The sequence below is a fragment of the Paenibacillus sp. JNU01 genome, from assembly GCF_059130585.1.
Genome location: NZ_CP169723.1, coordinates 6,742,352 through 6,768,897, shown reverse-complemented (window position 1 = coordinate 6,768,897; position 26,546 = coordinate 6,742,352). Strand labels below are relative to the sequence as shown.

General features: G+C 47.7%; 25 protein-coding genes. 5 read left to right on the top strand and 20 right to left on the bottom strand.

Annotated features, from left to right (window positions below):
• Positions 1–17 precede the first annotated feature (17 nt).
• The gene (locus tag NLBNIHML_RS29910) at positions 18–1,673 is read left to right on the top strand and encodes an MGH1-like glycoside hydrolase domain-containing protein (RefSeq protein WP_494353402.1); all 1,656 of its coding nucleotides are present in this window, start codon (positions 18–20) and stop codon (positions 1,671–1,673) included.
• A 72-nt stretch (positions 1,674–1,745) separates the two neighbouring features.
• Here the strand turns inward: NLBNIHML_RS29910 and NLBNIHML_RS29905 are convergent, their stop codons facing one another.
• On the bottom strand, positions 1,746–2,090 hold the full coding sequence (locus tag NLBNIHML_RS29905; protein ID WP_339241967.1) for a hypothetical protein: 345 nt from the start codon (positions 2,088–2,090) through the stop codon (positions 1,746–1,748).
• Positions 2,091–2,214: 124 nt separating this feature from the next.
• Between NLBNIHML_RS29905 and NLBNIHML_RS29900 the strand changes: the two genes are divergently transcribed.
• On the top strand, positions 2,215–2,637 hold the full coding sequence (locus NLBNIHML_RS29900) for a hypothetical protein (RefSeq protein WP_339241965.1): 423 nt from the start codon (positions 2,215–2,217) through the stop codon (positions 2,635–2,637).
• Between the two features lie 200 nt (positions 2,638–2,837).
• Here NLBNIHML_RS29900 and NLBNIHML_RS29895 read toward each other — a convergent pair whose 3' ends face one another.
• The 13 genes from NLBNIHML_RS29895 to NLBNIHML_RS29835 all read right to left on the bottom strand — a co-directional run bounded on the left by NLBNIHML_RS29895 (position 2,838) and on the right by NLBNIHML_RS29835 (position 18,861).
• Positions 2,838–6,011 (bottom strand): bifunctional cytochrome P450/NADPH--P450 reductase, encoded by a 3,174-nt coding sequence (locus NLBNIHML_RS29895; RefSeq protein WP_339241964.1) that lies wholly within the window; start codon positions 6,009–6,011, stop codon positions 2,838–2,840.
• Between the two features lie 317 nt (positions 6,012–6,328).
• The gene (locus NLBNIHML_RS29890) at positions 6,329–6,883 is read right to left on the bottom strand and encodes a glutathione peroxidase (protein WP_494353401.1); all 555 of its coding nucleotides are present in this window, start codon (positions 6,881–6,883) and stop codon (positions 6,329–6,331) included.
• A 213-nt stretch (positions 6,884–7,096) separates the two neighbouring features.
• On the bottom strand, positions 7,097–7,822 hold the full coding sequence (locus tag NLBNIHML_RS29885; RefSeq protein ID WP_339241962.1) for a LutC/YkgG family protein: 726 nt from the start codon (positions 7,820–7,822) through the stop codon (positions 7,097–7,099).
• Entirely contained in the window at positions 7,812–9,332 is a 1,521-nt protein-coding gene (locus NLBNIHML_RS29880) for a LutB/LldF family L-lactate oxidation iron-sulfur protein (RefSeq protein ID WP_339241960.1), read from the bottom strand. The genes NLBNIHML_RS29885 and NLBNIHML_RS29880 overlap by 11 nt, the downstream gene beginning before the upstream one ends.
• On the bottom strand, positions 9,329–10,057 hold the full coding sequence (locus NLBNIHML_RS29875; protein ID WP_017688927.1) for a (Fe-S)-binding protein: 729 nt from the start codon (positions 10,055–10,057) through the stop codon (positions 9,329–9,331). The genes NLBNIHML_RS29880 and NLBNIHML_RS29875 overlap by 4 nt, the downstream gene beginning before the upstream one ends.
• A gap of 97 nt (positions 10,058–10,154) precedes the next feature.
• Complete coding sequence (locus NLBNIHML_RS29870) at positions 10,155–10,916, bottom strand: DeoR/GlpR family DNA-binding transcription regulator (RefSeq protein ID WP_494353400.1); 762 nt, start codon at positions 10,914–10,916, stop codon at positions 10,155–10,157.
• A 2-nt stretch (positions 10,917–10,918) separates the two neighbouring features.
• A complete protein-coding gene (locus tag NLBNIHML_RS29865; RefSeq protein ID WP_494353399.1) occupies positions 10,919–12,412 on the bottom strand; it encodes a rhamnulokinase in 1,494 nt (497 codons plus the stop codon).
• A gap of 233 nt (positions 12,413–12,645) precedes the next feature.
• A complete protein-coding gene (locus NLBNIHML_RS29860) occupies positions 12,646–13,161 on the bottom strand; it encodes a DUF2500 family protein (protein ID WP_339241954.1) in 516 nt (171 codons plus the stop codon).
• Between the two features lie 109 nt (positions 13,162–13,270).
• Positions 13,271–15,073 (bottom strand): oligoendopeptidase F, encoded by a 1,803-nt coding sequence (gene pepF, locus NLBNIHML_RS29855; protein ID WP_494353398.1) that lies wholly within the window; start codon positions 15,071–15,073, stop codon positions 13,271–13,273.
• A gap of 501 nt (positions 15,074–15,574) precedes the next feature.
• Positions 15,575–15,934, bottom strand: a complete 360-nt coding sequence (locus NLBNIHML_RS29850; protein WP_062833989.1) for a winged helix-turn-helix transcriptional regulator — start codon at positions 15,932–15,934, stop codon at positions 15,575–15,577.
• Positions 15,935–16,200: 266 nt separating this feature from the next.
• Positions 16,201–16,764, bottom strand: a complete 564-nt coding sequence (gene hxlB / locus NLBNIHML_RS29845) for a 6-phospho-3-hexuloisomerase (RefSeq protein ID WP_339260678.1) — start codon at positions 16,762–16,764, stop codon at positions 16,201–16,203.
• Positions 16,765–16,768: 4 nt separating this feature from the next.
• A complete protein-coding gene (hxlA, locus tag NLBNIHML_RS29840; RefSeq protein ID WP_036670570.1) occupies positions 16,769–17,401 on the bottom strand; it encodes a 3-hexulose-6-phosphate synthase in 633 nt (210 codons plus the stop codon).
• A gap of 377 nt (positions 17,402–17,778) precedes the next feature.
• Positions 17,779–18,861 (bottom strand): lactonase family protein, encoded by a 1,083-nt coding sequence (locus tag NLBNIHML_RS29835; RefSeq protein WP_339260676.1) that lies wholly within the window; start codon positions 18,859–18,861, stop codon positions 17,779–17,781.
• A gap of 215 nt (positions 18,862–19,076) precedes the next feature.
• Here NLBNIHML_RS29835 and NLBNIHML_RS29830 point away from each other — a divergent pair, with 215 nt between their 5' ends.
• Positions 19,077–20,006 carry an AEC family transporter gene (locus NLBNIHML_RS29830; protein ID WP_342572703.1) on the top strand — a complete coding sequence of 310 codons (930 nt, stop codon included), beginning with the start codon at positions 19,077–19,079 and terminating at the stop codon, positions 20,004–20,006.
• Here NLBNIHML_RS29830 and NLBNIHML_RS29825 read toward each other — a convergent pair.
• The 5 genes from NLBNIHML_RS29825 to NLBNIHML_RS29805 form a co-directional block, all read right to left on the bottom strand.
• Positions 19,984–20,574: a DUF2062 domain-containing protein gene (locus tag NLBNIHML_RS29825; protein ID WP_339241946.1), complete on the bottom strand. Its 591-nt coding sequence runs from the start codon at positions 20,572–20,574 to the stop codon at positions 19,984–19,986. The genes NLBNIHML_RS29830 and NLBNIHML_RS29825 overlap by 23 nt on opposite strands.
• A gap of 58 nt (positions 20,575–20,632) precedes the next feature.
• Positions 20,633–21,091, bottom strand: coding sequence for an OsmC family protein (locus NLBNIHML_RS29820; RefSeq protein ID WP_339241944.1), 459 nt, complete (start codon positions 21,089–21,091; stop codon positions 20,633–20,635).
• Positions 21,092–21,112: 21 nt separating this feature from the next.
• The gene (locus tag NLBNIHML_RS29815; protein ID WP_339241942.1) at positions 21,113–21,880 is read right to left on the bottom strand and encodes a DeoR/GlpR family DNA-binding transcription regulator; all 768 of its coding nucleotides are present in this window, start codon (positions 21,878–21,880) and stop codon (positions 21,113–21,115) included.
• Positions 21,881–22,017: 137 nt separating this feature from the next.
• Positions 22,018–23,148 carry an NADH-dependent flavin oxidoreductase gene (locus tag NLBNIHML_RS29810; protein ID WP_494353397.1) on the bottom strand — a complete coding sequence of 377 codons (1,131 nt, stop codon included), beginning with the start codon at positions 23,146–23,148 and terminating at the stop codon, positions 22,018–22,020.
• Positions 23,149–23,351: 203 nt separating this feature from the next.
• Entirely contained in the window at positions 23,352–24,029 is a 678-nt protein-coding gene (locus NLBNIHML_RS29805) for an SOS response-associated peptidase (RefSeq protein ID WP_091016984.1), read from the bottom strand.
• Positions 24,030–24,257: 228 nt separating this feature from the next.
• On the opposite strand from NLBNIHML_RS29805, the gene NLBNIHML_RS29800 reads away from it, so the two are divergent.
• Positions 24,258–24,779, top strand: a complete 522-nt coding sequence (locus tag NLBNIHML_RS29800; protein WP_339260670.1) for a zinc metalloprotease — start codon at positions 24,258–24,260, stop codon at positions 24,777–24,779.
• A 43-nt stretch (positions 24,780–24,822) separates the two neighbouring features.
• A complete protein-coding gene (locus tag NLBNIHML_RS29795) occupies positions 24,823–25,494 on the top strand; it encodes a hypothetical protein (protein WP_342572699.1) in 672 nt (223 codons plus the stop codon).
• Between the two features lie 136 nt (positions 25,495–25,630).
• Here NLBNIHML_RS29795 and NLBNIHML_RS29790 read toward each other — a convergent pair whose 3' ends face one another.
• Entirely contained in the window at positions 25,631–26,494 is an 864-nt protein-coding gene (locus NLBNIHML_RS29790; protein WP_339260666.1) for a helix-turn-helix transcriptional regulator, read from the bottom strand.
• Positions 26,495–26,546 lie beyond the last annotated feature (52 nt).

The window sequence follows — 26,546 nt, the reverse complement described above, 5'->3', positions numbered from 1 at the left end:
GCTGTGAGGAGGAACATATGACAGAAGAGATACTGAATCGTCTACGGAACATGTCGATCATGGATCAAATACAGCCTGTTAAACCGGAAGATCAGCAGTTATTACAGGAATGGCATGCGTCGGGTGTCCGGTTTGCAGCATCGGGCGGACGAATGGAAGCTACGTATTATGCGGCAGTGGAGAAATTGCTTGCTTGCATCCTGCCCATGGGAGACAGCGATCCCATTTTACAAGAAGGCGGCATCTATCTGGGATGTTGGTTAGAGAGCACAGGTACCATCAATGCGGAGTTACTGTCTCGCCTGCTGCCTTCCGTATCCGAAACAACGTACCTCGCATTAGCCGAGCAGCAAAGAGATGATGGATTGCTTCCGTATAAACTCACGGCTACCGGGCCTTCTTTCCGGCAAATTCAGTTGGTCACTCCACTGGCACGCAGTGTGTGGAACCACTATCAGCTTCATGATAATGATGGCAAGCAGTCACCTTTCCTGAGCACCATGTACAAGGCTATGGTTCGTTACGATGAATGGATTGCACGAAACCGTAATACACGAGGAACCGGCTGTGTAGAGGCCTTCAGTACGTTTGACACTGGACATGACTTATCCCCCCGATTCTGGCATGTTCCGGATACACCTTATATGAATGAAGCTTCTGCCTACCACCCGGATTCTCCGATTCTGCCCTTTCTGGCACCGGATCTGACTGCTAATATTTATTGTCAGCGCATGTATCTATCCCGCATATCTGAGGAGCTGGGGGAGTCCGGAACGGATTGGAAAGCCAAAGCCGAGTCCAGCCTGGAAAGTCTCTTTCGCTATTGTTACGACGAACAGGATATGTTCTTCTATGATCGGGATCGCAATGACGAATTCGTCAGAGTGCAATCCGATGTGCTGCTCCGCGTGTTGGCCTGCGAGGTGGGCAACCGTGAATTGTTCGATAACCTACTACGGCGGTACCTGTTGAATACAAGCAAGTTTTTCGCTAAATACCCATTTACATCGATCTCAATGGATGATCCCCGATTCGATCCGTTTTCCTCCTATAACAGCTGGGGAGGCGCATCCAATTTTCTGAGTCTAATCCGGGCACCACACGCATTTGAGTATCATCATCGATATGTGGAGCTAACCTGGGTTATGCAGCCTATCTTGTCTGCTCTGTCCAAAGATAAGCGTTTTGGTCAGGTACTCAGCCCGTGGACCGGAGAACAAGGTTTTACCGAGACATACTCACCTTCCATCCTCTGTCTCCTTGATTATGTCGAGCGATTATGCGGAATTATGCCTGTTGGATCGAATCAGCTCTGGTTTACCGGACTGCTCCCCATCGATATGGATCATGGTGAGGTCGTATCTGGCAACACGGCTTATAGCCGTAAGGTCTGTGGAATAGGATATGAATTGGTGAACACCCCGGATCGCATGACCGTATATAAGGAGGGCAATATTCATCTGGACGGCCCGTCAGGAATTCGCCTTGTAACCGACAGTAGTGGACATCTGGAAGCCGTCATCGGAATGACCGTTCGCACCGTCGAGGGAGAGCTTTTCTACCAAGGAGAATGCATCCCAATTCGGATCAAAGGAAATGAAATGCAGCGTTACGTTGACGGAGGGTTCAGAACCGAGCGCGATATTGGCATCATCCATCCTGCGTATCGTTAATTGTTGTTATGCAAAAAGCGCAAGTTGCGGAGGCTTACTGCCCAGCACTTGCGCTCTTGTATTTCTTTATTTCTACACTTTCCGGTTCCACGCCGGGTGACGATAAAATTCTATCGTATCAATATAATTTACCGTGAAATGCTGTTCTACATCCGACAGGTTCAACAGTTTGCGGTCGATTTGCTTCATCCCCATGACCACATCGTGTCTTAACAGGTCCATCGCAATTTTGCCTACAAACCCGCCTTCCATCTCCTTATGCTTGGTACGAAACTCTTCATTGTAGATCATTTCAGGCGTGAATGCTGCTTCGACGAATGCATTAACAAGCGTAAGCTCATTGCCATCCATCTGTACTGCCAGATAATAATTGCCACGCTCATCCTGAATGAGGTCTTTATACATCTCAACGATCACTTGAATCACTCCTCTATTATAAAATGAAACCCCGTTAGCCGTAACGAACATGGGCTATCAAACGTACACCTTCCTACCCCTTGCCTTCATATACTAGGTACAAATGGCGAACGGAGGAATTCTTATGAGCTGGCAGCATCTCCATACTGGCAAAACACTTCAACAGCGTCTGGCAGAACTTCAGGGGCACCTTGCAGAACTGAATACTCCACTCTCCGGGTTGGAACCGGGACGTATTCGTCGTGTCTATCCAAGGCAGTTTATCAAAGTAAACCGTCAGTTATTCATTCCGCTCAGTCTGAATTCCATTCGGGTATTTGATATTCCTCGAACACGGCGAGGCGTCAGAGTGGGAATCCGCACGACGTTCCCTTCCTGGAATGCATTTAACAATATCAGACTGGTAGGCGTGGGACTGGATTATCTTGAACTCCAGGGAAAAGGCAGAGTCCCTTCCCGTATTCTATTCCCTCTCTCCAGCGTCGAGTCGATCTATCGACCAACCACTGGAAGAAAAAAACTCAGACGACCTTGTAGGCGGAAATAAAGCTGGTTCTTTTCGCAAACCATACAATGGTTCCCGAACGCCTACCATACGGGTGCTCCCTTCCAATATTTCATTATAACCCATGCAACCACTTCTCTGCTGAAGAATCATTTTATGTCAAAAAGCGGTGAGCACAGAACTGCTTCTGTATCTCACCGCTCAGCCAGTTACGGATCAAACTGATCCTTCACATGTGTACATCAGATGCCTGTCCATACATCCTTGGCATAACGACCTTCCTGCTGAAGGTGATCAAGCCAATCTGCTGCTTCCTGCGCGGATTTGCCATGAAGTTCAGCGTATGCCTGCTGGAGTGTAGCTTCCACATCAGGTGCCATCTTGCTGCCATCACCGCAGATATACAGATGCGCACCCTTTTCAAGTAAAGGAATCAGATGCCGGGCATCGTCTCTCATCAGATGCTGTACATAACATTTCTCTTCTCCGTCCACTCGGGAGAACGCCGTATGAAGCTCGACAAGCCCTTCTTGCTGGGCTGCTTCCAATTCATTTTTGTATAGATAATCATGCTCGGGATTCCGACATCCAAAGTATAGATGTGCTTCGCCAAGCTCTTGACCTTGTTCCTTCAACACATGTCTTGCTTGTATAAAACCACGGAATGGGGCAACGCCTGTACCCGGCCCTACCATGATGACGGGAACCTGTGTATCTTCCGGCAGTTGGAAACCGGATTCCGGTGTCCGCGTGAACATGACGATCTCGTCACCCGGTTTCAGGTTAGCCAGATAGTTGGACGCAATGCCTTTGTATTCTCCCTGTCCACTCCATGCCGGAGCACGCACCACACTCACCGTAATACTCGCTTGATCGGGCTGAACACGCGGTGAACTGGAGATCGAATAATATCTGGCTTTCAGTGAAGGCAGTAATTCAAGGAAGCGCTCAAACGGCAGTTCACATGCCTCATATTTCACCAGATAATCCAGCATGGAGATCCGTTTATTCCGAACTTCATCCATATACACAGATTCATCAAGCAGCGCTTCAAGCTCCTTCTTATGCGGTGGACATACCGTGTATGCTGCCATTTCTCTGAGCTGAGCACGAGTTGCGGCTTCTTGAAGCTCAACGCTGTGACTAAGCAGGTCATACAGGTTAACCGGTTGATGCAGCGGCAGATGTGCGGCACTTCTACCCGATGCATCGAGAACCAGATGCTCCGTTCCCGTGAATCCATACCGACGGAGTACACGTTCCACCAACTCCGGTGGGTTTTGTGGCAGAATGCCAAGATGATCCCCTTCCATGTAGGTGATGCCTTCAGGCAATTTGATCTCGAGGTGACGTGTACTCCGTTCACTACCCGCGTCGTGAAGCTCTCTGTTCTCGAGTACTTCTGCCACATGAGCATCATACGTATCCGCAAGCGGTGTTACGGCGAGCCCACTGACAAACTGTACTGATAGTGAGCTGCGTTCGCTATTGGAACTTGTGTTTAGCTTCAGTCCCATTGTTCGTGCGAGATCCGGCCATAATTGCTCTGTCCAATCCCCCACCTGTTTCTCAAAATCTCCGCTTGCATCGGACTCACCCAAGGGCGATAACCGCTCTGCTCCTCTAGAAGATAACTGTTCATCGATTAGACGCGGAATACGCTGATAGGTGCTGGCCCAGTTGTGGTCACCGCATCCCAGAACGGCGAAACGCACCCCATTGAATTCATTGGCATCCGCGTGTTCGATCCACTCGACAAACATCTTCGCATTGCTAGGCGGCTGACCGTTATAGGATGCACTGACAATAATAACGGCGCCATCCTTCGGCAGTTGGCCAACACGATCATCAAGCGCAGCAACCTCGCTCCGGAAACCTTGATATCTGGCAGTATCCGCAATCTCACGTGCTATGCCTTCCGCCGTTCCCAGATTGGAACCGTATAGAACAAGCATCGGTGTGTGGTGAGCATTCGCAGCATCCGGTTCTGTTCTTTTGGCAACTGGCTTCGGTTCTTCGACCGCTACACCTGGCACGGCCATGACGGGCTGGCCTCCACGCGCACGTACCCGAATGGTGAAGTTATCCGGTTTGAGCGTCAGCGTTTCTTTCACCTTTAATTGATAATCGGAATGATCGATGAAGTCAAAATGCTTGAGCACCATGCCCAGCACCAGCGTTGCTTCCTGAAGTGCAAACTGCTGACCAATGCAGGCCCGTTGACCATTACCGAAAGGTTTGTAGGCATCATGCGGCACTTTGCTCGGATCTTCGAACCGTTCCGGGCGGAAGTCCTCTACGTCATCTCCCCATGCTTCGCGGTCGCGATGCAGCTTGGGAATAAGTACACTGACGCTGTCGCCTTTTTGCAAAGGATATTGACCCGCAAGTACCGTATCCTCTTTGGCATACAGAGAAAATGCCGGGGCCGTCGGCCATAACCGCAAGGCTTCGTTCAAAACCATGCGAACGTACTTCAGATTGCGAACCTGGTTGTACGTTGGAACCGGATCTTTCAGAATCTGATCCACTTCTGCTTGGGCCTTAGCCAGTGTATCCGGGTTCTTCATCAGATAATAAACAGCGAAGGATAACAGTCCACTTGTGGTCTCATGTCCAGCAATCAGGAATGTAATAATCTGATAACGGATGTTCTCATCATCCAGTGTTTCTCCCGTTTCCGGGTCCTTGCCGCTGAGCATGTGGGACAATAGATCATCCGCGCCTTCCTGTGGTTTCTCTTTGCGCTCGGCAATAATGTGATCCACCAAAGAGAACATGGAACGGATATCCTGTTCAAACTGTTTCTTTTTGGTGATCATCAACTTGTCTTGCAGACGCAGTCGCTGCAATGAACTCATGGATTCGTCCAGTGCACGAACCATGCTGGTAATGAATGGATGTGGTTCTTCCCGATAGAAGCTGTTAAACCGATAGTTGAACCCACAGAGTCCAATCGTATCGAGTGTAAGACGTGTCATATCATCCGGAACGTTAACCGTTTCATCCGGATTTAATCGTGACCATTTCTGAACCAGCTGTACCGCCAGATCAATCATTTTGTTGTGATATCCCTGCATGGCACGTTGACTGAAACTTGGCAGCAGTACGTTATGAGCTTTTTTCCAATTCGGTTCCTCGGTCCAACTCGTGAATAGTCCATCTCCTGCAAAAGCACGAACCTTGGCAAGGGGTGCCCATACACGTTTGTCAAACTTGGATTCATCCGTTACCTCGGCGACCAGTTCGTGACCTGAAATATACAATTCACTTCGTCCCGGATACTCCATACGAAAGATCGGTCCGTATTCTTCAGCCAGTTTCACCAGCGATTGCACCGGCTCTTCAAAGTTCAATTGCGGCAAATTGCCCAGTGGGCCAAATGTTTTCGGTTGAGGCACTGAAATTGGTGGCATGACGCTCACTCCTTCTTTCCAAGTTAAGAGTTTTGACAACTAAAAAATAATGACTTGATTCCATGAGGAATTGCACTTTACCTTCGGATCGCACTTAACCTTCAATTCAACAGACTTAAGTTATTTTTTGCACAATTTCATATTTCATCCAGATAACTGTTAAACCCAAAAAAGAACTGACTGACCGAAATGGTATATTGGTCATTTTTGATTAAAAAAAATGGAGAACTCGTTATCTCCTTTTACCCTAACATTTCCAGTTCCAATCTTCAACCGTCCCAAAGTCATAGGACCTCAGGACAGGGATTACATTATAACTAGGAATTCTTCAACAGAATCTGAATAGCAGACTCCACCTCCAATGGGGCAACTGTCGTTTCATACCGGCCATGAACATTGCCACTGCGGTCAATCAGGAATTTGGTGAAATTCCATTTGATCCCGTTCCCTTGATACAATTCGGGATGCTTCTCTTTCACAAAAGTGTCCATCCACTTTCCTTCTTGGGTATCCAGATCATAGCCTTGAAACGGCGCTTTTTCTGTCAGGTAACGGAACAACGGATGCATCGATTGCCCTGCAACTTCAACTTTCTCCAAGATCGGAAAGGAAATCTGAAACTGACTTCTGCAATATTCTGCAACCTCAGCGCTACTACCAGGTTCTTTCTCGTTAAACTGGTTACATGGGGAAGCCAGAATCTCCAGCCCCTGTTCACGATATTTCTCGTATATCTGTTGAAGTTCATTGAATTGCCGGGAGTAGCTACACCGACTTGCTGTATTCACAATAAGCAGTACTTTCCCTTTAAAAGCAGACAAATCACCCGCGTGGCCATCCATAAACGGAACCTGGTAAGAAAATATACTCATTCACAACGCCTCCTCTTTCTCTCTCATATCTCACATCAATTCTATCTTGAGAAGAATTATACACCCACCCTATTAATAGGTGAAATATATAATAAGTATATGTTTAATAGATTTCGACTATAAAAACTCAACAAAAAAACTGTCCTCAGCAGCTACGTGCTACCTCTTGGACAGTCTTCCAAATCATGTTGCGCCATCACGCTCAACTCACCGTTACCCCATAATCAAACCATATACAATACCTGGTCCGTGTACCCCAATGGTCAGATCATTTTCAATATCGGACGATCGGCTTGGGCCTGAAATAAAGTGGATACCTGCGGGAAGATTCTCTCTTCCCACCTCGTCAAATCGATCCAGCGTCTCACCCAGTCTGGTGTACAGCCGATCTACTGGAATAATGATGATAAGTACGGTAGGCAGCAGACTGACGGAACGACCTTTTTCGGGTGAAGAAAGTACAGTAACCGAACCTGTATATGCAGTCGCATAATCCGCTATGACCACACCGATATCAGCCTCAGCTGCCCGAGCCTTCCAGTTCTCATCCGCTTGACTATTCCAGACGGAGATCTGTACCTCCGGTAACTGTTCTTCCAATCCGAGATCTTTTAGCGCCTGTTCATTCTGACGAATGATATATCTGGCACTCAGTTCATGCGATTTGTTAGCAATGAATTGAGATACTTCTTCCATGTTCTGAACCCGTGCAATGTGTGCGCCTACACTTACAAAGTTATCCGTAAATGCTTGAATACGCTTCTCTTCATCCCATTCCAATTCCGTCCAAAAGTCGGGTGCTCCCCGAAAGGGTTGGGTCGGCGCTTGGCGTTGCCTTGGTCTTCTCAATTTCGAAGCAATGTCATTCATGAACTGCTCCTGTTTCTCAATGGACTTCTTCTCCAATTGTGCAAGCCATTGCTCATGTTCAGTGACCATGCTTCTTCCCCTCCCCTTCTTCTCGTTCACGAATAATCTGCTCCATACGGCTGCGAACGGAAGAATCCATAGCTTGTTGCTTCTCGTTCAGTTCCTGATCCAGCTTGTTCCATTGTTGCCGGAAGGATTTCTTGGCGAGACTTGGCGCAACCCGATAATTGTTCCAGCCTTTAAGTGGACCCAGCTTGAGAGAAATGCCGTTGTTGCGCACAACTGCCTTCTGCCCGATCTGTCCCAGACGTATGGCCGCACTGAAGCGTTTGGAATTGGAAACAACGGCAGCAAAGCCCTTCATGCCCATGCTCTCCATTTTGTTGCCATGACCGTCTTCCACTTTACGCCTGCGTAGATAAACAAGCATATCATGTAGCGGAATTTTAACTGGACATGCTTCATAACAGGCTCCACACAGACTCGAAGCACCCGCAATATCATTCCATTCATCAATGTTGCCATTGAGTGCAGGTGTCAATACCGCTCCAATCGGTCCGCTATAGGTACCACCATAGGCATGGCCCCCAATATGACGATATACCGGGCAAGCATTCAAACAAGCACCACAGCGAATACAATTCAGCAGTTCTTGAAACTCGGGATCACCGAGTTGAAGGGATCGACCGTTATCCACGATAATGATGTGCATTTCATCCGGTCCATCCGCATCCGCTGTACGGCGAGGACCTGTGATGCCTGACATATACATCGTCAGTTTCTGACCTGTTGCAGAGCGTGGCAACAAGGTTGCCATGACCTCCAGATCCGTCCACGATGGAATGATCCGCTCCATGCCCATGAGTGTAATCTGCGTTCTGGGAACAGTGGATACCATACGGGCATTGCCTTCATTTTCGAACAAAACCATGGAACCTGTCTCTGCAATTGCAAAATTACAGCCCGTCATGCCGATATCCGCCTCTAGGAACTTCTCGCGTAGCTTTTTGCGAACAAATCCGGCAAGTACCGTCGTATCCGGCTCCAGAATTTCACCCGCTTCCTTCGATAACAACTCTGCAATCTGATAGCGGTTCTTATGGATGGCTGGAATGACAATATGAGAGGGGGCCTCGCCTGCCAACTGTATGATGTATTCACCCAGGTCGGTCTCGATCGCTTCAATGCCCGCTGACTCCAGCACATGATTCAGATGTACTTCCTCCGACACCATCGATTTGGACTTTACCACCGTAGACGCCTGCTTGTGAGCCGCAATATCGAGTGCAATCGCCGCTGCTTCCACCGATGTATCTGCAAAATGAATATGAACCCCGTTCGCACGGGCGTTATTCACAAATTCATTCAGATAATAATCCAGGTGCGCAATGGTATGCAGACGAATCTGACGTCCACGTTCCCGCCATTCATCCCAGTTTCCATGTTCTTCTGAGGCCGACTTCTTACCGTTACGCAATCGTTCTGTTGTGAATTTGACCGCCTTACGCAGAAAATCATCATTCAAGGCCAGTCCGGCACGTTCTTTGACCGTCGTATCCATAACTCCCGGTTGGCTCATCCAGTTCGCACCCCCTCATACAATAGTTCCGCCAGATGCATCACACGCACCGGTTCATTCCGATAACGCAGATTACCTGCGATATTCATCAGACAAGCCATGTCTAGCCCCACCAGTACTTCGGCTTGGGTCTCTTTGACATGATCAACCTTCTCCGTCACCATCGCTCCTGAAATATCGGACATTTTGATGGCAAAGGTACCTCCAAACCCGCAGCAATCCTCAGCAAACGGCAGGGGAACCAATTCCAGTCCCTTTACTTGGGATAGTAATGCCATCGGCTCATCCTTTACACCCAACAGACGACTGCCGTGGCAGGATGGATGATAGGTTACTTTGTGTGGAAAATGTGCGCCCAGATCGGTTATCCCGAGTACCTGAACGAGGAATTGAGTGAATTCATAGGCTTTGGCTTCCAATCGTTTTGCCTTCTCTAACCACACCGGTTCATCCGCGAACAGTTCGGGATAATGATGAATCATATACGTACACGATCCCGAAGGACAGACTACAAAATCACTGTCGTCAAACGCTTCAAGAATCGTCTTGGCCGCTACCCGAGTCTCATCCCAGTACCCGCTATTGTAGGATGGCTGACCGCAGCAGGTCTGAACCGGCGGAAAATCCAACCGAACGCCATGAGCGGCGAGCAATCTGACCATGGCCTCCCCCACTCGGGGATAGATAGCATCGCTGAGGCAGGTAATGAATAAGGAGACCTTCATAAGTACACGCTCCTATTAACTGATTAGTAAGTAGATGAATTCACTTAGAATATTTACACTGGACACTCCGATGACAGAATAAGCTTCCCATCGCTGTTTAAACTGTGATAATCTCGATGTCGTATCCGCTCAAACGGTCTGTCTGTTCAGCCTCCAATGGCTGATCGGTAACGATCGTATGGACTGCATCTAATCCGGATACCCGAGCAAAAGCACGGACACCAAATTTACTGGCATCGGCAAGTAAGATGACCTGATCGGATATGCCAACCATTCTTTGCTTCAGCCTTGCCTGAAGTTCATTGGATTCACTGATTCCGCCACCTTCAAGATGTACGCCTTTGCAGGACAAAAACAATTTGTCCACATGATACGTCTCCAGAGAACGCTCCGCGAGTGGCCCTACAAAAGACAACGAGCGAGATGCCAACTGGCCTCCCGTTGAGATGACCTCAACCTTGTCACGACTGCTAAGTTCAGTCGCTACCTGAATGGAATTAGTCAAGACGGTCAGCGGAAAATCAGGCATGTTTGCTGCCATATAACCTGCCGTTGTACTGGCATCCAACAGAATGCGATCACCCGGATTAATCATCGCCAGAGCCGCTTGTGCAATCCGTTTTTTCTCTTCCGCATGGGTTGTCTCCCTGATCCGATAAGGGATCTCGGGCTGATCTTCTTTCACACTCACGGCACCACCGTGAGAGCGACGCAGTCGTCCTGCCTGTTCCAAACGATCCAGATCTCGCCGGATGGTTTCCTCCGTCACCCGGCAGCGTTCACTAAGCTCGGATACACGCATACTGCCCTTGACATTCACCATCTCCACAATCCGGTCATACCGCTCGGCTGCCAACATGTTTACATCTCACTCCCCGCTTGTGAAGTGGATGAAGCCGTCACACGCAAAAATCTGCCGTAAGCCTCTTCCCAGATTGATCCGTCCTGCGGCTCATACGCAATTACAGGAAATGAATCACGAATGGCCTTGCGAGCTTCCCAGATATCCTTAAACGCTCCGCTCGCCATCCATTGCACAACCATATTCCCGATAGCACTTCCCTCTGCCGGACCCGCCCATACCGGCTTGCCAATGGAATTCGCAGTCCACTGACATAGCAGGCGGTTTTGGATACCTCCACCGACCATATGCAATCCGTTGAACGACTGTCCCGATAATTGTTCCGTCCATCCCAGAACTCTTCTATACTTCAATGCAAGACTCTCCAGAATTGCCCGGGCAATAGCCCCCTGATCCTCTGGTATCACTTGTCCTGTATCACGGCAATACTGGCGTATTCGGGTTGTCATATCTCCTGCTGGCATGAACAGTTCATCATCCGGATCAAATAAACTGGCAAATGGAGGTGCCTGCTCCGCCTTTGCCAATAACGCACTGTAGCTAATTTCCTGCCCCTGACGCTCCCACTCCCGCATGCTTTCCTGCAAAATCCACAGACCCATAATGTTCTTGAGCAGACGGAATGTTCCGCCCGCCCCGCCTTCATTCGTGAAGTTCAATGCCAGACTCTCGGTACTAATCGCAGGATGATCTATCTCGGTACCCATCAGGGACCAGGTTCCACAGCTCAGGTAAGCAAATGAACGTTCCGTTGCAGGAACAGCCACAACGGCTGAACCCGTATCATGCTCCGCAACGGCGATCACAGGGATAGAAGAAAGACCAAGGTCGTTACAGATGCTGCTGCGCAACTGTCCAACACGGGTGCCTGGCATCACCGCTTCACCGAAGAGTTTCTCCGAAATGCTAATATGCTTCAGCAACTCACCGTCCCATTGACCCTGTGAGGGATTATACAATTGTGTTGTCGTAGCATTGGTAAACTCATTCACGGCTTCTCCCGTCAGAAAGTATCGAAGCAAATCCGGAATCATGAGAAACCGCTCTGCTTCATGAAGAAGCGGAGAACCGCTACGTTGAAGGGTTGCCAACTGATACAGGGTATTAAAGCTAAGAAACTGAATCCCTGTACGTTCAAAGATTCGCTGAGAGCTCAACTCTTGGCGTACCTGATCCATCATGCCGTTAAACTGTGTATCACGGTAATGATACGGGTTACCCAGTAGCTCACCATGACTGCCAAGCAAACCAAAATCAACGCCCCAGGAATCGATCCCCAGGCTCTCCGGCTTTTCTCCCTGCTGTTTCACAAGAGTAAGCCCTTGCAACAATTCATGATGCAATCGCAGAATATCCCAGTGCATCCGCTCGCCAACCTTCACGGGTTCATTCTTGAACCGATGAATTTCGCTTGTTTCGATCCCATGATCATTCAGATGCCCCAGTAGCGCTCTCCCGCTACCAGCCCCCAAATCATAAGCCAGAACACTCACCGCGCTTCACCAACCTTTCGAGCCAATTCTATTTCCATACGATATCTCTTGATTCAGTCCGCACTCTGTACTTTATTCTGTATTTATTGTTTGTTTGTTTTTGTTTAATACTGTTTTACTTTATTTTACGAGTATATCACCATTGTAAGCGTTTGAATACCCTTCGATTTTTCTTTCTTTTGGGCATACCAAAAACGACTCTCTCCCAAGTAGGAGGAGCCGCATTTCTATTTTCACGTATAAAACTGGCCTTTGTTAACGCCCGACTGGGGCTGCACATCTCTCTCAAAATGCTTGAATCGTGTCCCCTGATACGTCAGCATCCCTCGATCATGTTCAGCCAACATGCCATAATGGTTTCCACCAACAATCAGTTCAATGCGCTCGCCATTGTCGAATTCAAATGTAACATAATACCGGGTCGTCGCACTGCTATCCCCGCTTCCACCTGAGACTTCCGTTCGTTTCGCCACCACCGCTGAATGCAGGGTTAACAAGGCCGCAGCGTTATTCGAGGACCACGTGCGTACCCCTGAAATGATGGCATATACAATCACACCCGCAACAATAAGAAATACGGCACCAATAAAAATGGAAACAAACGCACCCATGGCACCAAACTCATTCAATCCCGAAAAGAAACCACCCTGATTGCCTTCAAACCCCGGTACTCCATTCATGTCGTCAAACACACCAAAGCCGTCCACGCTTAATCGGCCCATCGATGAGGACACGCTCGTTAACGCCATTCATCATCGTTCCTTTCCCCTTGCAAAATAAGATGCACCGCCCCTACGCAAGGAGGGCGGTGCATGCAGACAACCCGTTCTGCCTTGTCCGTATACTATATGAACCAGATCAGGAATACAGACGTTCAAGTTCGTCGACCAGACTGCCGACATAAGCAACCGCAGAGCGAATCGGCTCAGGTCCGGACATATCGACACCTGCAAGCTTCATTAACTCCTGCGGAGTGAGACTTCCACCGGCTTTGAGTGCTTCGAGCCAGCGATCTACCGCAGGCTGCCCTTCTTCCCTAATCTGTTGTGCTGCCGTTGTGGAAGCGGTCAAACCTGCCGCATAGGTATATGGATATAGACCCATATAATAATGAGGTTGTCTCATCCACGTGAGCTTGGCTCCTTCATCAATCACCAGATCAGGTCCCCAGAATTCAGAGAGAATGTCCCCTTTGAGCTGACTTAACGTCTTCGCCGTAATCGGCTCATCATTAGTTGCGAGTGCATACACCCTGCGCTGCAATTCACCTTCCAGCAGATGCGTAACGAAGTTATGGTAATACGTATTCAACAGTTGCAAAATGACCCAACGACGCATTCTCGGATTATCGGAACGCTTCAATAGATGATCTGCCAGCAGCATTTCATTCATGGTCGATGGTGCCTCAATGAAATAAAGCGATGGTCTTGTATTCGTGAGCCGTTGGTAACGTCCCGCAAGCATAAAGTGGCCTGCATGTCCCACTTCATGGGCAAGTGTAAATGCTCCGCGCATATTGTTCGCCCATGAGATCAAGATATAGGAGTGTGAACCATATATAGAGGAACAAAATGCCCCTGTAGATTTGCCTGCATTATCTGCGTAATCCACCCAGCGTTCACTGAATGCACGCTCTACGATCTCGCCATACTCCGGCCCAAGCACATCAAGCGCTTCTCGAATGAGTGTGCACGCCTCATCATATGTAATGGCGGGGCTAAATTCAGGATCAAGCGGGGCCTTCAGATCACAGAACATCAGCTTGTCCAGACCAAGCTCACGTTTCTTGAGAGCCGCCAGTCTGCGCATATGTGGTGCGAGTTCCTGCTGGATAATATCCAGAATATTATTGTACATCTCTTTGCTCACTTGCTGTGGGCTAAGAAGCATATCTGTAACATCGTCATAACCCCGCAGCCTGGATAACACAACTTGTTTCTTCACTTCGGTTGCATAACCTTCTGCGAACGTATTTTTGTAATCATTTAATGTCGAGCTGAATGCAGCATAAGCAGAACGGCGCAGCTTGGTATCGGACGACATCTCATAATTATTTTCATAGAAAGACCAGGACAGTGGACGATTATTGTCCTCTCCATCGAGAGCATCGTCAAACGTCATGTCTGCCAGTTTACCGCGTAGATAGATACGGTATGGCGAATCCAGTACCTCTCCGAGTGAAGCGAGTACCTTCTCTGTCTCTGGCGTAAGCCGATGTGCTTTTTCCCGAATCAAACGCTCCAAACTGCGCGCATACGGCTCCAATCCCGGAAGTTCTTGGATATAACGCTCTACAGTTCCATCAGGAAGTTCAACGATCTCCGAATTAACAAAAGACAAGGATGACGACAGATTCGATAGGATATCTCCTGCTTTAGCTGAATTCTCTATGTTCACCGGATTGGTGCTGTCCTCTGACTGCTTCAAGCGGGCATAAGAAGCCGTCTTGCCGATTCGCTCCTGCAAAGCTTCACGAGCATCCAGACAAGCCAGCAATTGTTCAGCGCCTTCGCCCAGACGTCCTTTGAACGTTTCGATCTGGGCAGCAGCCTCAGGAAGTGATCGAAGTTCCTGCTCCCACTCTACATCGGTTACAAACAAATCTCTCAGATCCCATGTGGTTTCCTGATCTACCTCAGCGCGTGTACGTATTTTTTCCATCTTTAGTTGTCATCCTCCTTGCATTTTCCAATATATCTCATCGTATCATAATCGGTTTATGTATACATGACATCTGCAAATAATGAGACTTTTGGTTCAGGGGAATATAGATTGGACTAAAGAATATTCACACTTACCACTCCGATGACAGAACAACCTTCCGATCGCTGTTATCCCCTAATTTTTTGATTCAATTTTATAAAGGTGAAAATCTGGTGATAAAGGCGAACGCTCCGCTTCTTCAGATTCTTTCTGTCCTCTACGTTCTCATGTGAATGTTTAGTTCCATCTATATAAAAGGGGTATCTAGGATAAAAGCCAGTATATGCTTGCGATGTAGCTTTCTTTCAGAAAGCTTTTTAGCTCCGCTTCTTCAAGCTATTTCTGCCCACTGCGTTTGGAGTAAACTATTGATCCTCTGACCAAAATTTAAAAGTAACTAAAAAACCGCTGGTTATGGAAGCATCCATTTAACCAGCGGTTTGTTCAAAATCTTATTATTTAGCTTTCTTTCCAGATTACATTTTCACCGTAATTTTTACCCCAGTTATACATTGCGTGCAGCACAGGCATCAGGCTCTGACCGTGATCTGTCAACGTATATTCCACCCGAGGCGGAACCTCTGCATAGACCTTACGCTCAATCAATTTATCTTCCTCCAGCTCACGCAGCTGGTTGGTCAGCATCTTCTGGGTAATATGAGGGATTAGGCGTTTCAGTTCACTGAAACGTTTGGTGCCTTCCAGACCCAAATGCCACAATATAATCAATTTCCATTTGCCACCGATCACCGCAAGGGTTAATTCCTTCTCACAGTTGATTTCTTTCAGATTAATCCGTTCCTTGACTTCGGCTGCCATGGCTCCGAGCCCCCTCATCTTCAATCTTATATCGCGTATATTACGCATATCACGGGAATACTTCACATAAGGTAAGCTTTCCGCTCCATGCATGATGTAATAAGTACATTCATTCGATACAGCTATCTATTAATTCTACTACAGCCTGGTCGGGATGCAAAGTTTAAGTGAAAATTACGGATAAATCTAAACAAATGAATGCCTATGCATCGCAGAAAAGACCAGAACCCTTCATAATCAAAGGATTCCGGTCTTCCATCTATTTACTATTCCAGGTTAGCGTGGCGGCCAAACATATCCGCTCCGGTCATACCCTTCATTTCCATCATCGTAAGGATGAGAGCATCCATGCCGATTAACAATCCCTGTTCAAACAGCGAGCCCATTGGCTGGATGGTTACTTCCGCTCCGGAAGTCGCTGTGTCCTCTTTGGCTGAAGCCGGAAGGCGCACTACCGTAGTTGCCAATTGACCGATCGTAGACTCTGGCTTGATCGTAATCAGGCCGACAGGTGCTCCTGCTTGATTAGCCTTCTTAGCCATAGCTACGAGACTGCCTGTCTCTCCTGAGCCAGAGCACAGCAAGAGGAAGTCCTTCGAGCTGATCCCGGGTGTAACGGTCTCGCCCACCACATATACACGAAGCCCCATCTGCATCAGTCTCATGGCAAAAGCCTTTCCCATCAATCCTGACCGGCCTGCTCCTGCTACAAAAATCTGTTCTGCAGCCAGAATATGTTCAGCCATCGCTTGCATCTCTGCATCATCGATCTGGCTTAACGTGCGTTCCAGCTCCTTCAAGATGTCCGCTGCATATTGTGTTTTGCTCATTCGCTTACCCTTGTTTAACAAGACGTTGCATTTCAGCTGCAACTGCCGCTTTGTCTGCTTGTCCTGTGATACCGCCGCCTACAATAACCAGATCCGGTTGTGCTTTGATTACTTCTGGCAATGTTTCCAGCTTGATTCCACCAGCGACAGCCGTTTTTGCATTTTTCACAGCAGCTTTGATCGTTTGCAAATCTTCGAACGGGCTTTGTCCTTCAGCTTGCAGGTCATAACCTGTGTGTACACAGATGTAATCTACGCCAAGCGCATCAATTTCACGAGCACGTTGTTCAAGGTTAGGCACGTTGATCATGTCTACAAGAACTTGTTTGTTTTGTTTCTTCGCTTCTGCTACTGCACCTTTAATCGTACTGTCATTGGTTGCCCCAAGCACAGTGATCAGATCCGCACCAGCCTCAGCAGCTTTCATGATTTCATAACCACCAGCGTCCATGATTTTAAGGTCTGCAAGAACTTGCAGATTAGGGAATGCTTCTTTCATCGCTTTTACCGCGTGCAAACCTTCATTAATAACGATTGGTGTACCAATCTCAACGATATCAATATATTGTTCAACCTCTTTAACCAGTGCGATACCTTCAGGGATGTTTACCAAGTCGAGTGCCAATTGCAATTTCATCATTTATTTCTCCTTTGTTGTTCAAGTATGAGTCTTTCCTATAAAATAATAATCAGATATTTAGCCTGCACCAATTCGTCTATTCAGATGCATGCAGGGTTTGTTTTGGCTACTCACTCATTGTAGACCCTGACTATCCATTCAGGAAGTACGCACTTTGAAGTGGGGTAGTTACTTGGGCGATACTATTGATAATTATTCGTTGTTAAACGAATTATATAACAAGATAAATCCTTTGTTCAGATCCGTTTACAGCACTGTTTATAGCAGAACAGCAACCTAATTATCACGTTGGATGTTCAATATAAAAGACCCCGCCACATGGCAGGGTCATTATCATCTCAATCCAGCCAAGGCTGGTATTAGAAATTTATTTTTTACAAGTATACTGGTTTCACACATACCGGCTTGGATACACCTGTGCTGTGACCTGTGTATTTCAGACGTCCGCTCTCCTGATCCACTGTGAAAGACACGATGTTGTTGGTATCGCGGTTGGCTGCGATCAGCAATTTGCCGTTAGGTGTCAGAGCGAAATGACGCGGATGCTCTCCTTCAGCAGATACATGCTCAACCAGTGTCAGATGACCTTTGTCTGCATCTACTGCAAATACAACGATGCTGTCATGTCCACGGTTAGAACCATATACATAACGTCCATCATTGGAAACGGTGATTTCTGCTGTTGTATTCTCTTTGCCATCATATCCATCAGGTAATGTGGATACAGTAGACAATTCAGTCAACGTACCCGCTGCTGCATCATATTGGAACGACGTAATCGAAGAATCCACTTCGTTGATCACATAAGCGAATTGACCATTCGGGTGGAACGCCAAGTGACGTGGACCTGCTCCCGCATGTGTTTTGGTTTCACTGTGCGGCACAAGTTCATTCTTGTCTGCGTCGATGGAATAGATCGCGATTTTGTCCGCACCCAGATCCTGTACCATCATGTATTTGCCATCCGGGCTGAAGAATGCGGAGTGTACGTGTGGCTTGTCCTGACGCTCAGGATGCGCACCCTGGCCTTCATGTTTCTTCTCATCCAGAAGCGCTCCAACTTCACCGTTATCCGTCAAGGCTTGCAGACCTACCAGGCCACCGTGGTAGCTGGAAAGAATCAAGTATTTGCCGGAAGGATCACGCTGGATATGACATGGTGGAGCTGAAATGGAGTCATTCCGGTTCAGCAATGTTAATTTTCCTGTAGAAGGATCAATGCTCAGAGCTACAGCTTCAGACATTTTGTTGCCTTCAGCTGACGCAGTTTCACCAATCGCGTACAGTTTGTTTGTTTCAGCATCCACGTTGACAAACGTTGGGTTTTTCACGCCAGCAATGCCATCAAGCTTGGACAAGCTGCCTGTATCCTCATTCAATTCATATGCGTAAATGCCCTCATTTTCCGCTTCGGCATAAGAGCCAGCAAGTACGAGCAAGCGTTTTGATTCACTCATTACAGTTTCCTCCTCTATGTGTATGTAATCTTGTTGCACCTCTTCTATAATAAATCTGCCATATCAAAATAGCAATCCGCTGACGCTGCACATCAGGGAAATCCTCAGTTAAGCACGGCGATTACTACAACATGATCATCCTGAAATCAATGTATATGAGGTTCATCTTCTGCTATGATAAAATAGGTTTTTCATCCGGAAGGGACTGAACTGCATTGCTTCACTCATTCATACTCACGTTATACCATGTATTCTTGCCGATATCACTTCCCGTGATCGGAGGTATTCTGTTAAAACGCTTCAAGAATTGGGATACCCGGTCGCTCTCGACCTTTTCCCTTTATATTTTGAGCCCTGCGCTCATCTTCAATACATTGCTGCATGCAGAGATCACCTGGACGGACGTAACCAGCACGTTCTGGTTCTCTCTCATCAATCTGATTGCCCTGTGGGCACTCGCCGAGCTGTTAAGCCGGATTTTCCGTCTGGGTGCAAGCGAAAAAGCGGGTCTCACCCTTGTCTCCACATTTACGAACTGCGTGAATTACGGGCTCCCGCTGGTACTGCTGGCCTTTGGTCAGCTCGGACTGGACAAGGCTTCCGTCTACGTTATTGGACAGATGATCATTGTTAATACGGTAGGTATCTTTTTTGCCGCGAGATCCGAATTCACGGTAAAAAATGCGATTCTGTCCGTTTTCCGCATGCCTTCCATCTATGCTGCTGGCATCGCCATTGCGCTGCGTACGTCCAATCTGAGCCTGCCTGAAGCACTGGATGGAGGGATTGCCATGCTGGCTGCGGGCTATTCTCCTGTCGTTCTCGCCATTCTTGGGGCACAGATGCTCAGACCCAAAGGGGCAACGGTGCCTTGGTTGCCCAATGTACGCCGAGCCTTCTGGACCGGACTTGTGGTGCGTCTCGCAGCTGCGCCGATCCTCTCCTGGCTGATTCTTACCGTGCTTCAGGTCGAGGGTACGTTGTTCAGTGTGCTGCTGATCCTCGCATCCATGCCTACCGCAGTGAACGCCGTTATTTTGGCTGAACAGTTCAATGCTTCCCCGCAGTTTGTATCCCGCTGTATTCTGTGGACAACTGCTGCATCCATGTTCATGCTGCCCATTATGATTGTGATGGCTTCCTGATTAACACTGGAGGGGATACCGAAGCGATATCCGCTTGTCGGCGTTTCTCCAGCCGGCGTTCATAACGCCGGTTGAGCGCTCTGACATAGAAAAATTTCACGACAAAGTACGAAATTACACCCAAAATGACACCGAACACGGACATACCTGCCAGAATATCCAGCCCACCAAGCAACAATTCGCTCACGGCCGACCAGTTTCCACGAAACAGCTCCATGAATGCACTCTCATGCACCAGTCCCTGTCCCATGCTGTGAGCAGGCAAAATCCATGAACCAATTTGTTTGGCGAGCGGCATCAGTATAATAGGTAAAAACGTAAGTTTACCAATCACATTACCAACAATCGCTGCGGGCATCGAACCGCCAGACAGTCGTACAATGGGATAAAATATGAGATAGATCAGGGAAGCGGTCGAGATCACGATCAATTCCAATCCGAACCCTATGGCAAATCCGGTGGATACTTTATGGGCACCTCCGGGAGCACGTAATAATTTGAGAAAATTCAGCTTCATAGCACGTGTTAAACGTACCCAGCGGTTAGTCTTGCGCTTCTGTGTGTTCATACCGAATGACTCCTTATTTTACACAAATGACAACTTGAATCGTCTATTCTTCAGTATATCACACCGCCTTAGCTCCTGTTGTAATAATGACCGGTTGTGTCTCCATCTGGACATTACCTGCCACCGCTCGGGAAATCATACAGGATGATTCAGCCTTGTGCGCTAAGCGCTCAGCCTTGGTTATATCCGCCTCTGAAGCATCCTGGCTGAGTACAATCCGGGGTCTATGTACGATCCGTTCGTACGTAAATACGTTATTCGTAACATCTACCGTTGCTTCCGATTCAAGCGTCAATTCATCCGGCGTAATATCCGAACGCTCCAGCATTGCAGCCAGTGTGATCAGATAACAGGTGGAGGCTGCACCCAGCAGCATCTCATCCGGGTTGGTTCCCGTACCGGGTCCGCCCATCTCCTGCGGAATCGATATGACCGTTTTTAATCCACCCGCATCGATTGTTCCCTCACTGTTACGTCCACCATTCCATACTGCTTTCAGATGAAAAGGATGTTTCATGACACTTCATTCCTTTCTGATTTACACACGTATACACGTAATATTTTGCTCGATCAATGCGTTAACTTGCTCTTCATCTACAGCCTGATCTGTAATCACTTTCGCAACACTGCTTATCTCAGCGACTCTGGTAAATGCCTGTATATTAAATTTGCTGGAATCGGCAAGTAATATGACTTCATCCGCAATCTGGATCATTTTCTGCTTCACCAAGGCCTGTAATTCATTCGATTCACTGATGCCTTTAGTCAGATGCACCCCTTTACAAGACAAAAACACTTTATCGACATGATACGCATCAAGCGAACGTTCCGCCAGCGGTCCTACAAAAGACAGTGACTTCGAAGCCAACTGTCCACCTGTGGCAATCACACGAATCTGCTCCTTGTTACTCAGCTCTGCGGCCACTTTAATCGAATTAGTTAATACCGTCAGTGGAATATTCGGCAATCCTGCCGCCATGTACCAAGCCGTTGTACTTGCATCCAGGGCGATCCGGTCGCCGGATTCCACCATGTTCACCGCTTCGCTTGCAATTCTGCGCTTCTCTTCTGCATGGGCTACAGCCCGTTCCGGGTACGGAATCTCCGACTGTAACTCTTCCTTGTATTTTACGCTGACCGCCCCGCCATGGGATCTTCTGAGCCTGCCCGCCTGTTCGAGCTTGTCCAGATCACGACGTATCGTCTCTTCTGTCACCCCGCAGCGCTCACTAAGTTCGGTTACACGCATACTGCCTTGCGTATCCACCCATTCCACTATTTTCTCATACCGTTCAGCTACGAGCATATTTCTTCACTCCAAACCGTTGATTATCCAGTTGATCCTGTTCATCCATCATACCACAGTGCGATGACAAGGAGAATTTGGATCATGTGCAAAAGGAGGGAGCTTTCGCCCCCTCCATTCCAGTTCTGAAGTGTATATTATTTATCTTCTGCCATAGGGAACCAGCCCGGTGTGTGGATGATTGCGTTCCACAACCCGTCAGGGATAACCAGACGTTCCTGATCCGATTTCGTCAGAATCGTTGCAATATCTTCTTCACGTCCGCTCTCGATTTTCTCGACCCAATCCGGTTCAATAATCAGTTCACGTCCAATGGCAAGCAAAGGTACTCCCGTTTGAAGGGCCTCAGCGGCCTCATCAGCCGTATGAATCGCACCTACGCCAATCACAGGCAATTTTCCGTTCACTCGATCCAGGATGAATTCCATTCTTGAACGTGTATCGGCTTCGCCGCGTCTTGGCTTGGACCAGAATTCGTTCAGGGAAACGTGCAGGTAGTCGAGATTTTTATCTTTTAATGTATCCACCAGTGCATACGTATCTTCCATTGTAAGTCCCGGTGTTTCCGGTTCTTCCGGGGAGAAACGGTAACCAATGATGAACGGCAGTTTGGTATGTTCGGCAACTACTTTTTGAATCTCATCCACGACAGCAAGCGGGAAAGTAAGACGTTTCTCCACACTTCCGCCAAAGCGGTCTTCACGTCGGTTGGAATGCGGGGAGAAAAATTGCTGGATCAGATAACCGTTCGCACCGTGAATCTCAACACCATCAAATCCGGCTTCAATTGCACGACGTGTCGCTTCACCAAAGTCTTTGATAATGGAAGTAATCTCGGCATCCGTCAATTCTCTTGGTTCAGGCGAACCTGGACGCTCACTCGCAACCGCACTAGGAGCAACTACTTGACCCGCAGGTACAGCTTGTTCAGGCGTCAGACGGCCCGCATGGAAAATTTGCAATACGGCAACGGAGCCCTGTTGTTTCATGGTTTCAGCCAATTTTTTCAGACCAGGAATGAAGCGATCATCATAGACACCAAATTGAGCGGGGAAACCAATGCCATACTCGGTTACATGCCCTACAGCCGTAATCGACATGCCAGCCCCACCGGTGCGTCGTGCATAATAGGCGAGTTCAGCGTCGGATATGGTACCATCCGCATTCGAGGACATATGAGTCATGGGAGCGAGCACGATACGGTTTTTCAGTGTAATACCAGTCGGCAGTGAAACTTGTTCAAACATCTGGTTAAACTTTGGATTCATTCGTGGTTCCCTCCTGATTATAAATATCTCTTTTAATAGATATATGAATATATGCGTTCACTTACTGTAATGATTATAGTTACGTTTGACTGCAATTGCAACTTTTCATTTTCAGAAAGAAAAAAGAGCAGAGTGTCTCCAGACTCTCGGCCCCTTCATCTTCTTCATTCTATCCCAAGTCCTTCACTCTATCCAATGGATGTTCAGAAACTCCGAACGTAAGCCAGCTTCTGATCCATCTCTTCTACGCACTCGTAACAGTCGTGTTCATCGTTGGCGACCATTGGGGTGACTGGATACAGATTCATCTCTGTACTATTATACGATTTCAATAGCGGTAACAATTGAGTCACCCGTGTATTCGCCGGGTCAAGCCAAGTATTGATCTCTTCTTCGGAGAGGATCGCCGGCATTTTACTGCCAAACTCGCGTGTAACCATGTTCGCGCCTGTCATAAGCATCGTGCAGGTACGAAGCGGCTCTTTACGTGTATCTCTCCACACCTCGTATAACCCAGCAATGCCGAACAGACCGCGATCTGGCATGACAACACGAACTGCATAACTTTTCTTGCCCTCTTGCCGCCAGTAATATAGTCCATTGCAGGGAATAACGCAGCGCTTGGTCTCTACCAGTTTGTAATAGGAAGGATTCTCATGTACCGTCATGAGATTCGCGTTAACGGCATCACGACCCCAAAATGGTATGAACCCCCACCGAAACTCATCCAATACACGCTCGCCATCCTGATGTAAAATAATCGGCGTATGCTGGGTTGGGCTGATATTGTATCGGTTTTTGTAATAATACATCACTCGCTGAATCTTGAAATGATCTCTGACTTCGTCCAAATCGGCTGCCAATGAAAAACGGTTGCACATATTCAAGCACTACCTTTCCCTGTGAGAAGTTGGATGTATTGTTTGTAACTTCAGGGAAATTATGCATGCATATTGAACAGAAAATGACTTATTTTGACACCATTAGGGTCTGAACAAGCGTTATTTCATGTTTTTCACGACAAAAACAATGACCTCGGACTCATTTCAATCTAACTATTCCTTGTTACTATAATAGAGATTAAAATACATTTATTGGAGGTTTTTATTATGAAAAGGAAGTTTTTGATGAGCATCATGTTGTTCTCGGCAATTGCGATGTTCGGCAGTACCATCTATGCAGCGACCTTTCTGACCTACGGTTATCCCAGCACCACCATCCCCATTCGCACGTATAACTACACCTCCGCATGGCAGACCCCTATGGACGCTTCCCTCGCGAACTGGAACAATGCTGGTGCCAAAGTTCAATTCACCAAAACAAGTAATTCCCCTAATACCATCACCGTAGGAAACTTCAATAACACAGCGTATGGTGTCAACTACGCCTCTGTATCCGGCAGTCAAGTCGTAAGCTTCCGCATCGAACTCAATGCATCCACCATCACCCCTGACGCGACCAACTTATCCAACTTCATTCAAAGCGTATTCGTCCACGAACTCGGTCACTCCATCTGGCTCGGTGACAACCCAACAACAACAAGCCCTTCCATTATGTCATACTCCCGCAACCGCAATTCCATGACCAAACCTCAGACTTTTGATATCAATAACGTAAGATCCAAGTACTAATCCATTACGATCTCATCCCAAAATCCAAGGAGGATACCTGTCCATGAACAAAAATCGAGTATTAATACTGCTTCTCTCTTCCATTTTCATTCTGTCTGCTGTTGGATGTTCTTCTGTTACACCTACTGCTTCCTCGTCGAATGCACCCATGACCATTATTGCTTCTGAAGATTACCCGAGTTATGCCAGCATTGGCGACCTGTCCGAGAGAGCAAACACCATTGTTAAGGGTAGTGTTATTGAGACTCGTGTGGAGGCTATGAACGATATCGTACACGTTACCGATGCTGTGAATGAAAACGAGTTGACCCCCGCGTCCGATCCGGGTGGAGAGCCGTCTTCTTTTGACAAAATCTATACGATCCATACCATTCAGATTGTCGAATCCTATAAGGGCATTTACAAGGCCGGGGAGAACATTGAAGTGAAGCAACTTGGCGGACAATTGGGCAACACCGAAATTATTAATGATGACAACCTCAAGCTGATCCCTGCCAAAGACTATGTACTTTTCTTAGAAACGTATGAAGACACCCCCGCCAGCCTGCTCAACTCTGTTCAGAGTCTCTACGTGATCAAACCTGCCGGCAAGTCGAATCAACCCGGCCAGCAACAATCTCAGTCAGAAGTCATTGTGAGCGCAAACCCAGAGAATGACCTTTCACTACAACTTACGGATCTGCAAGAAATTCAGAATGAACAAAAGAACCAATAACTCTTATACGGCAAACACAACGCTATTTCATCTGCGTCAGGCAGCTAATCCCCTCTACTGTTCAGTCATACATAAGCATAAGAGAACCGTGCCGCTCAGCATACTGGGCAGCACGGTTTTTGAGTTTAATGTGGATTCAGTCCTCTGCTGATATGGCGTCTGCCTCTCCACTACCTGATCTATAGAGCAGCCTGAATTGCTGCGGCGTCATTCCAATGTAAGTACGGAACATACGAATAAAGTAACTGCTGTGCGTGAATCCGCATTGGGAAGCAATCTGCTTCACTGTCAGATCTGAATCGGCCAGACTTTTCTTAGCCGCCAGCATACGGCAATCCAGCAGATATCGTCCCGGTGGAACCCCCATGATGCTTTTGAACATGCGATTAAAATAATACACGCTGTATCCCGCGGTATTTGCCATGTCGGCAAGACTGAGCGGTTGCGTACAATGACGACGGATGTAATCGGCCGTTGAACGAATCGTATCCTGATGACTCAGTATAGAAGTCCCCGCCAGCGACTCCGAATTTCTTGTAAGTTCCACCAGTAACTCATATAGTACAGCAGATAATCTGGGTTCATGTACACTCTCATAATGTCTACCAAGCTGGCATAATTGTTCATGCAGCGCCTCGAAGCGTTCGAATCCTGAAAATGAAAACAGCCAAACCTTGTCTGGACTGCGGAGGTCCAGCAATCGCTCCAGATCATAGGCTTGTAGATGAATCCATCTGACATCCCAAGGATCCGAGGGATCAGCATAATAATGTTGAGCTTGTCCTGGTGCATATAGAAAACCTTGTCCAGCCACCAACCGCACGTTTCCCTGTTCTGTTCTGACATATCCCTGTCCACTGAAAATCAGATGCAGATTGTATTCCCGTATCCCGTCTGGACGATGCTCCTCATGCTCTGGATCGAGATATCTTCCATAGGCCAGCGGATAACAAGTGTACCCGGCGAATCCCGGCTCAGGCATAAACCAATGTGTTCGCATATGTTCAACCCCCTGTTTACGTATAGGATATGGAGATACTGAATAGCAAGAT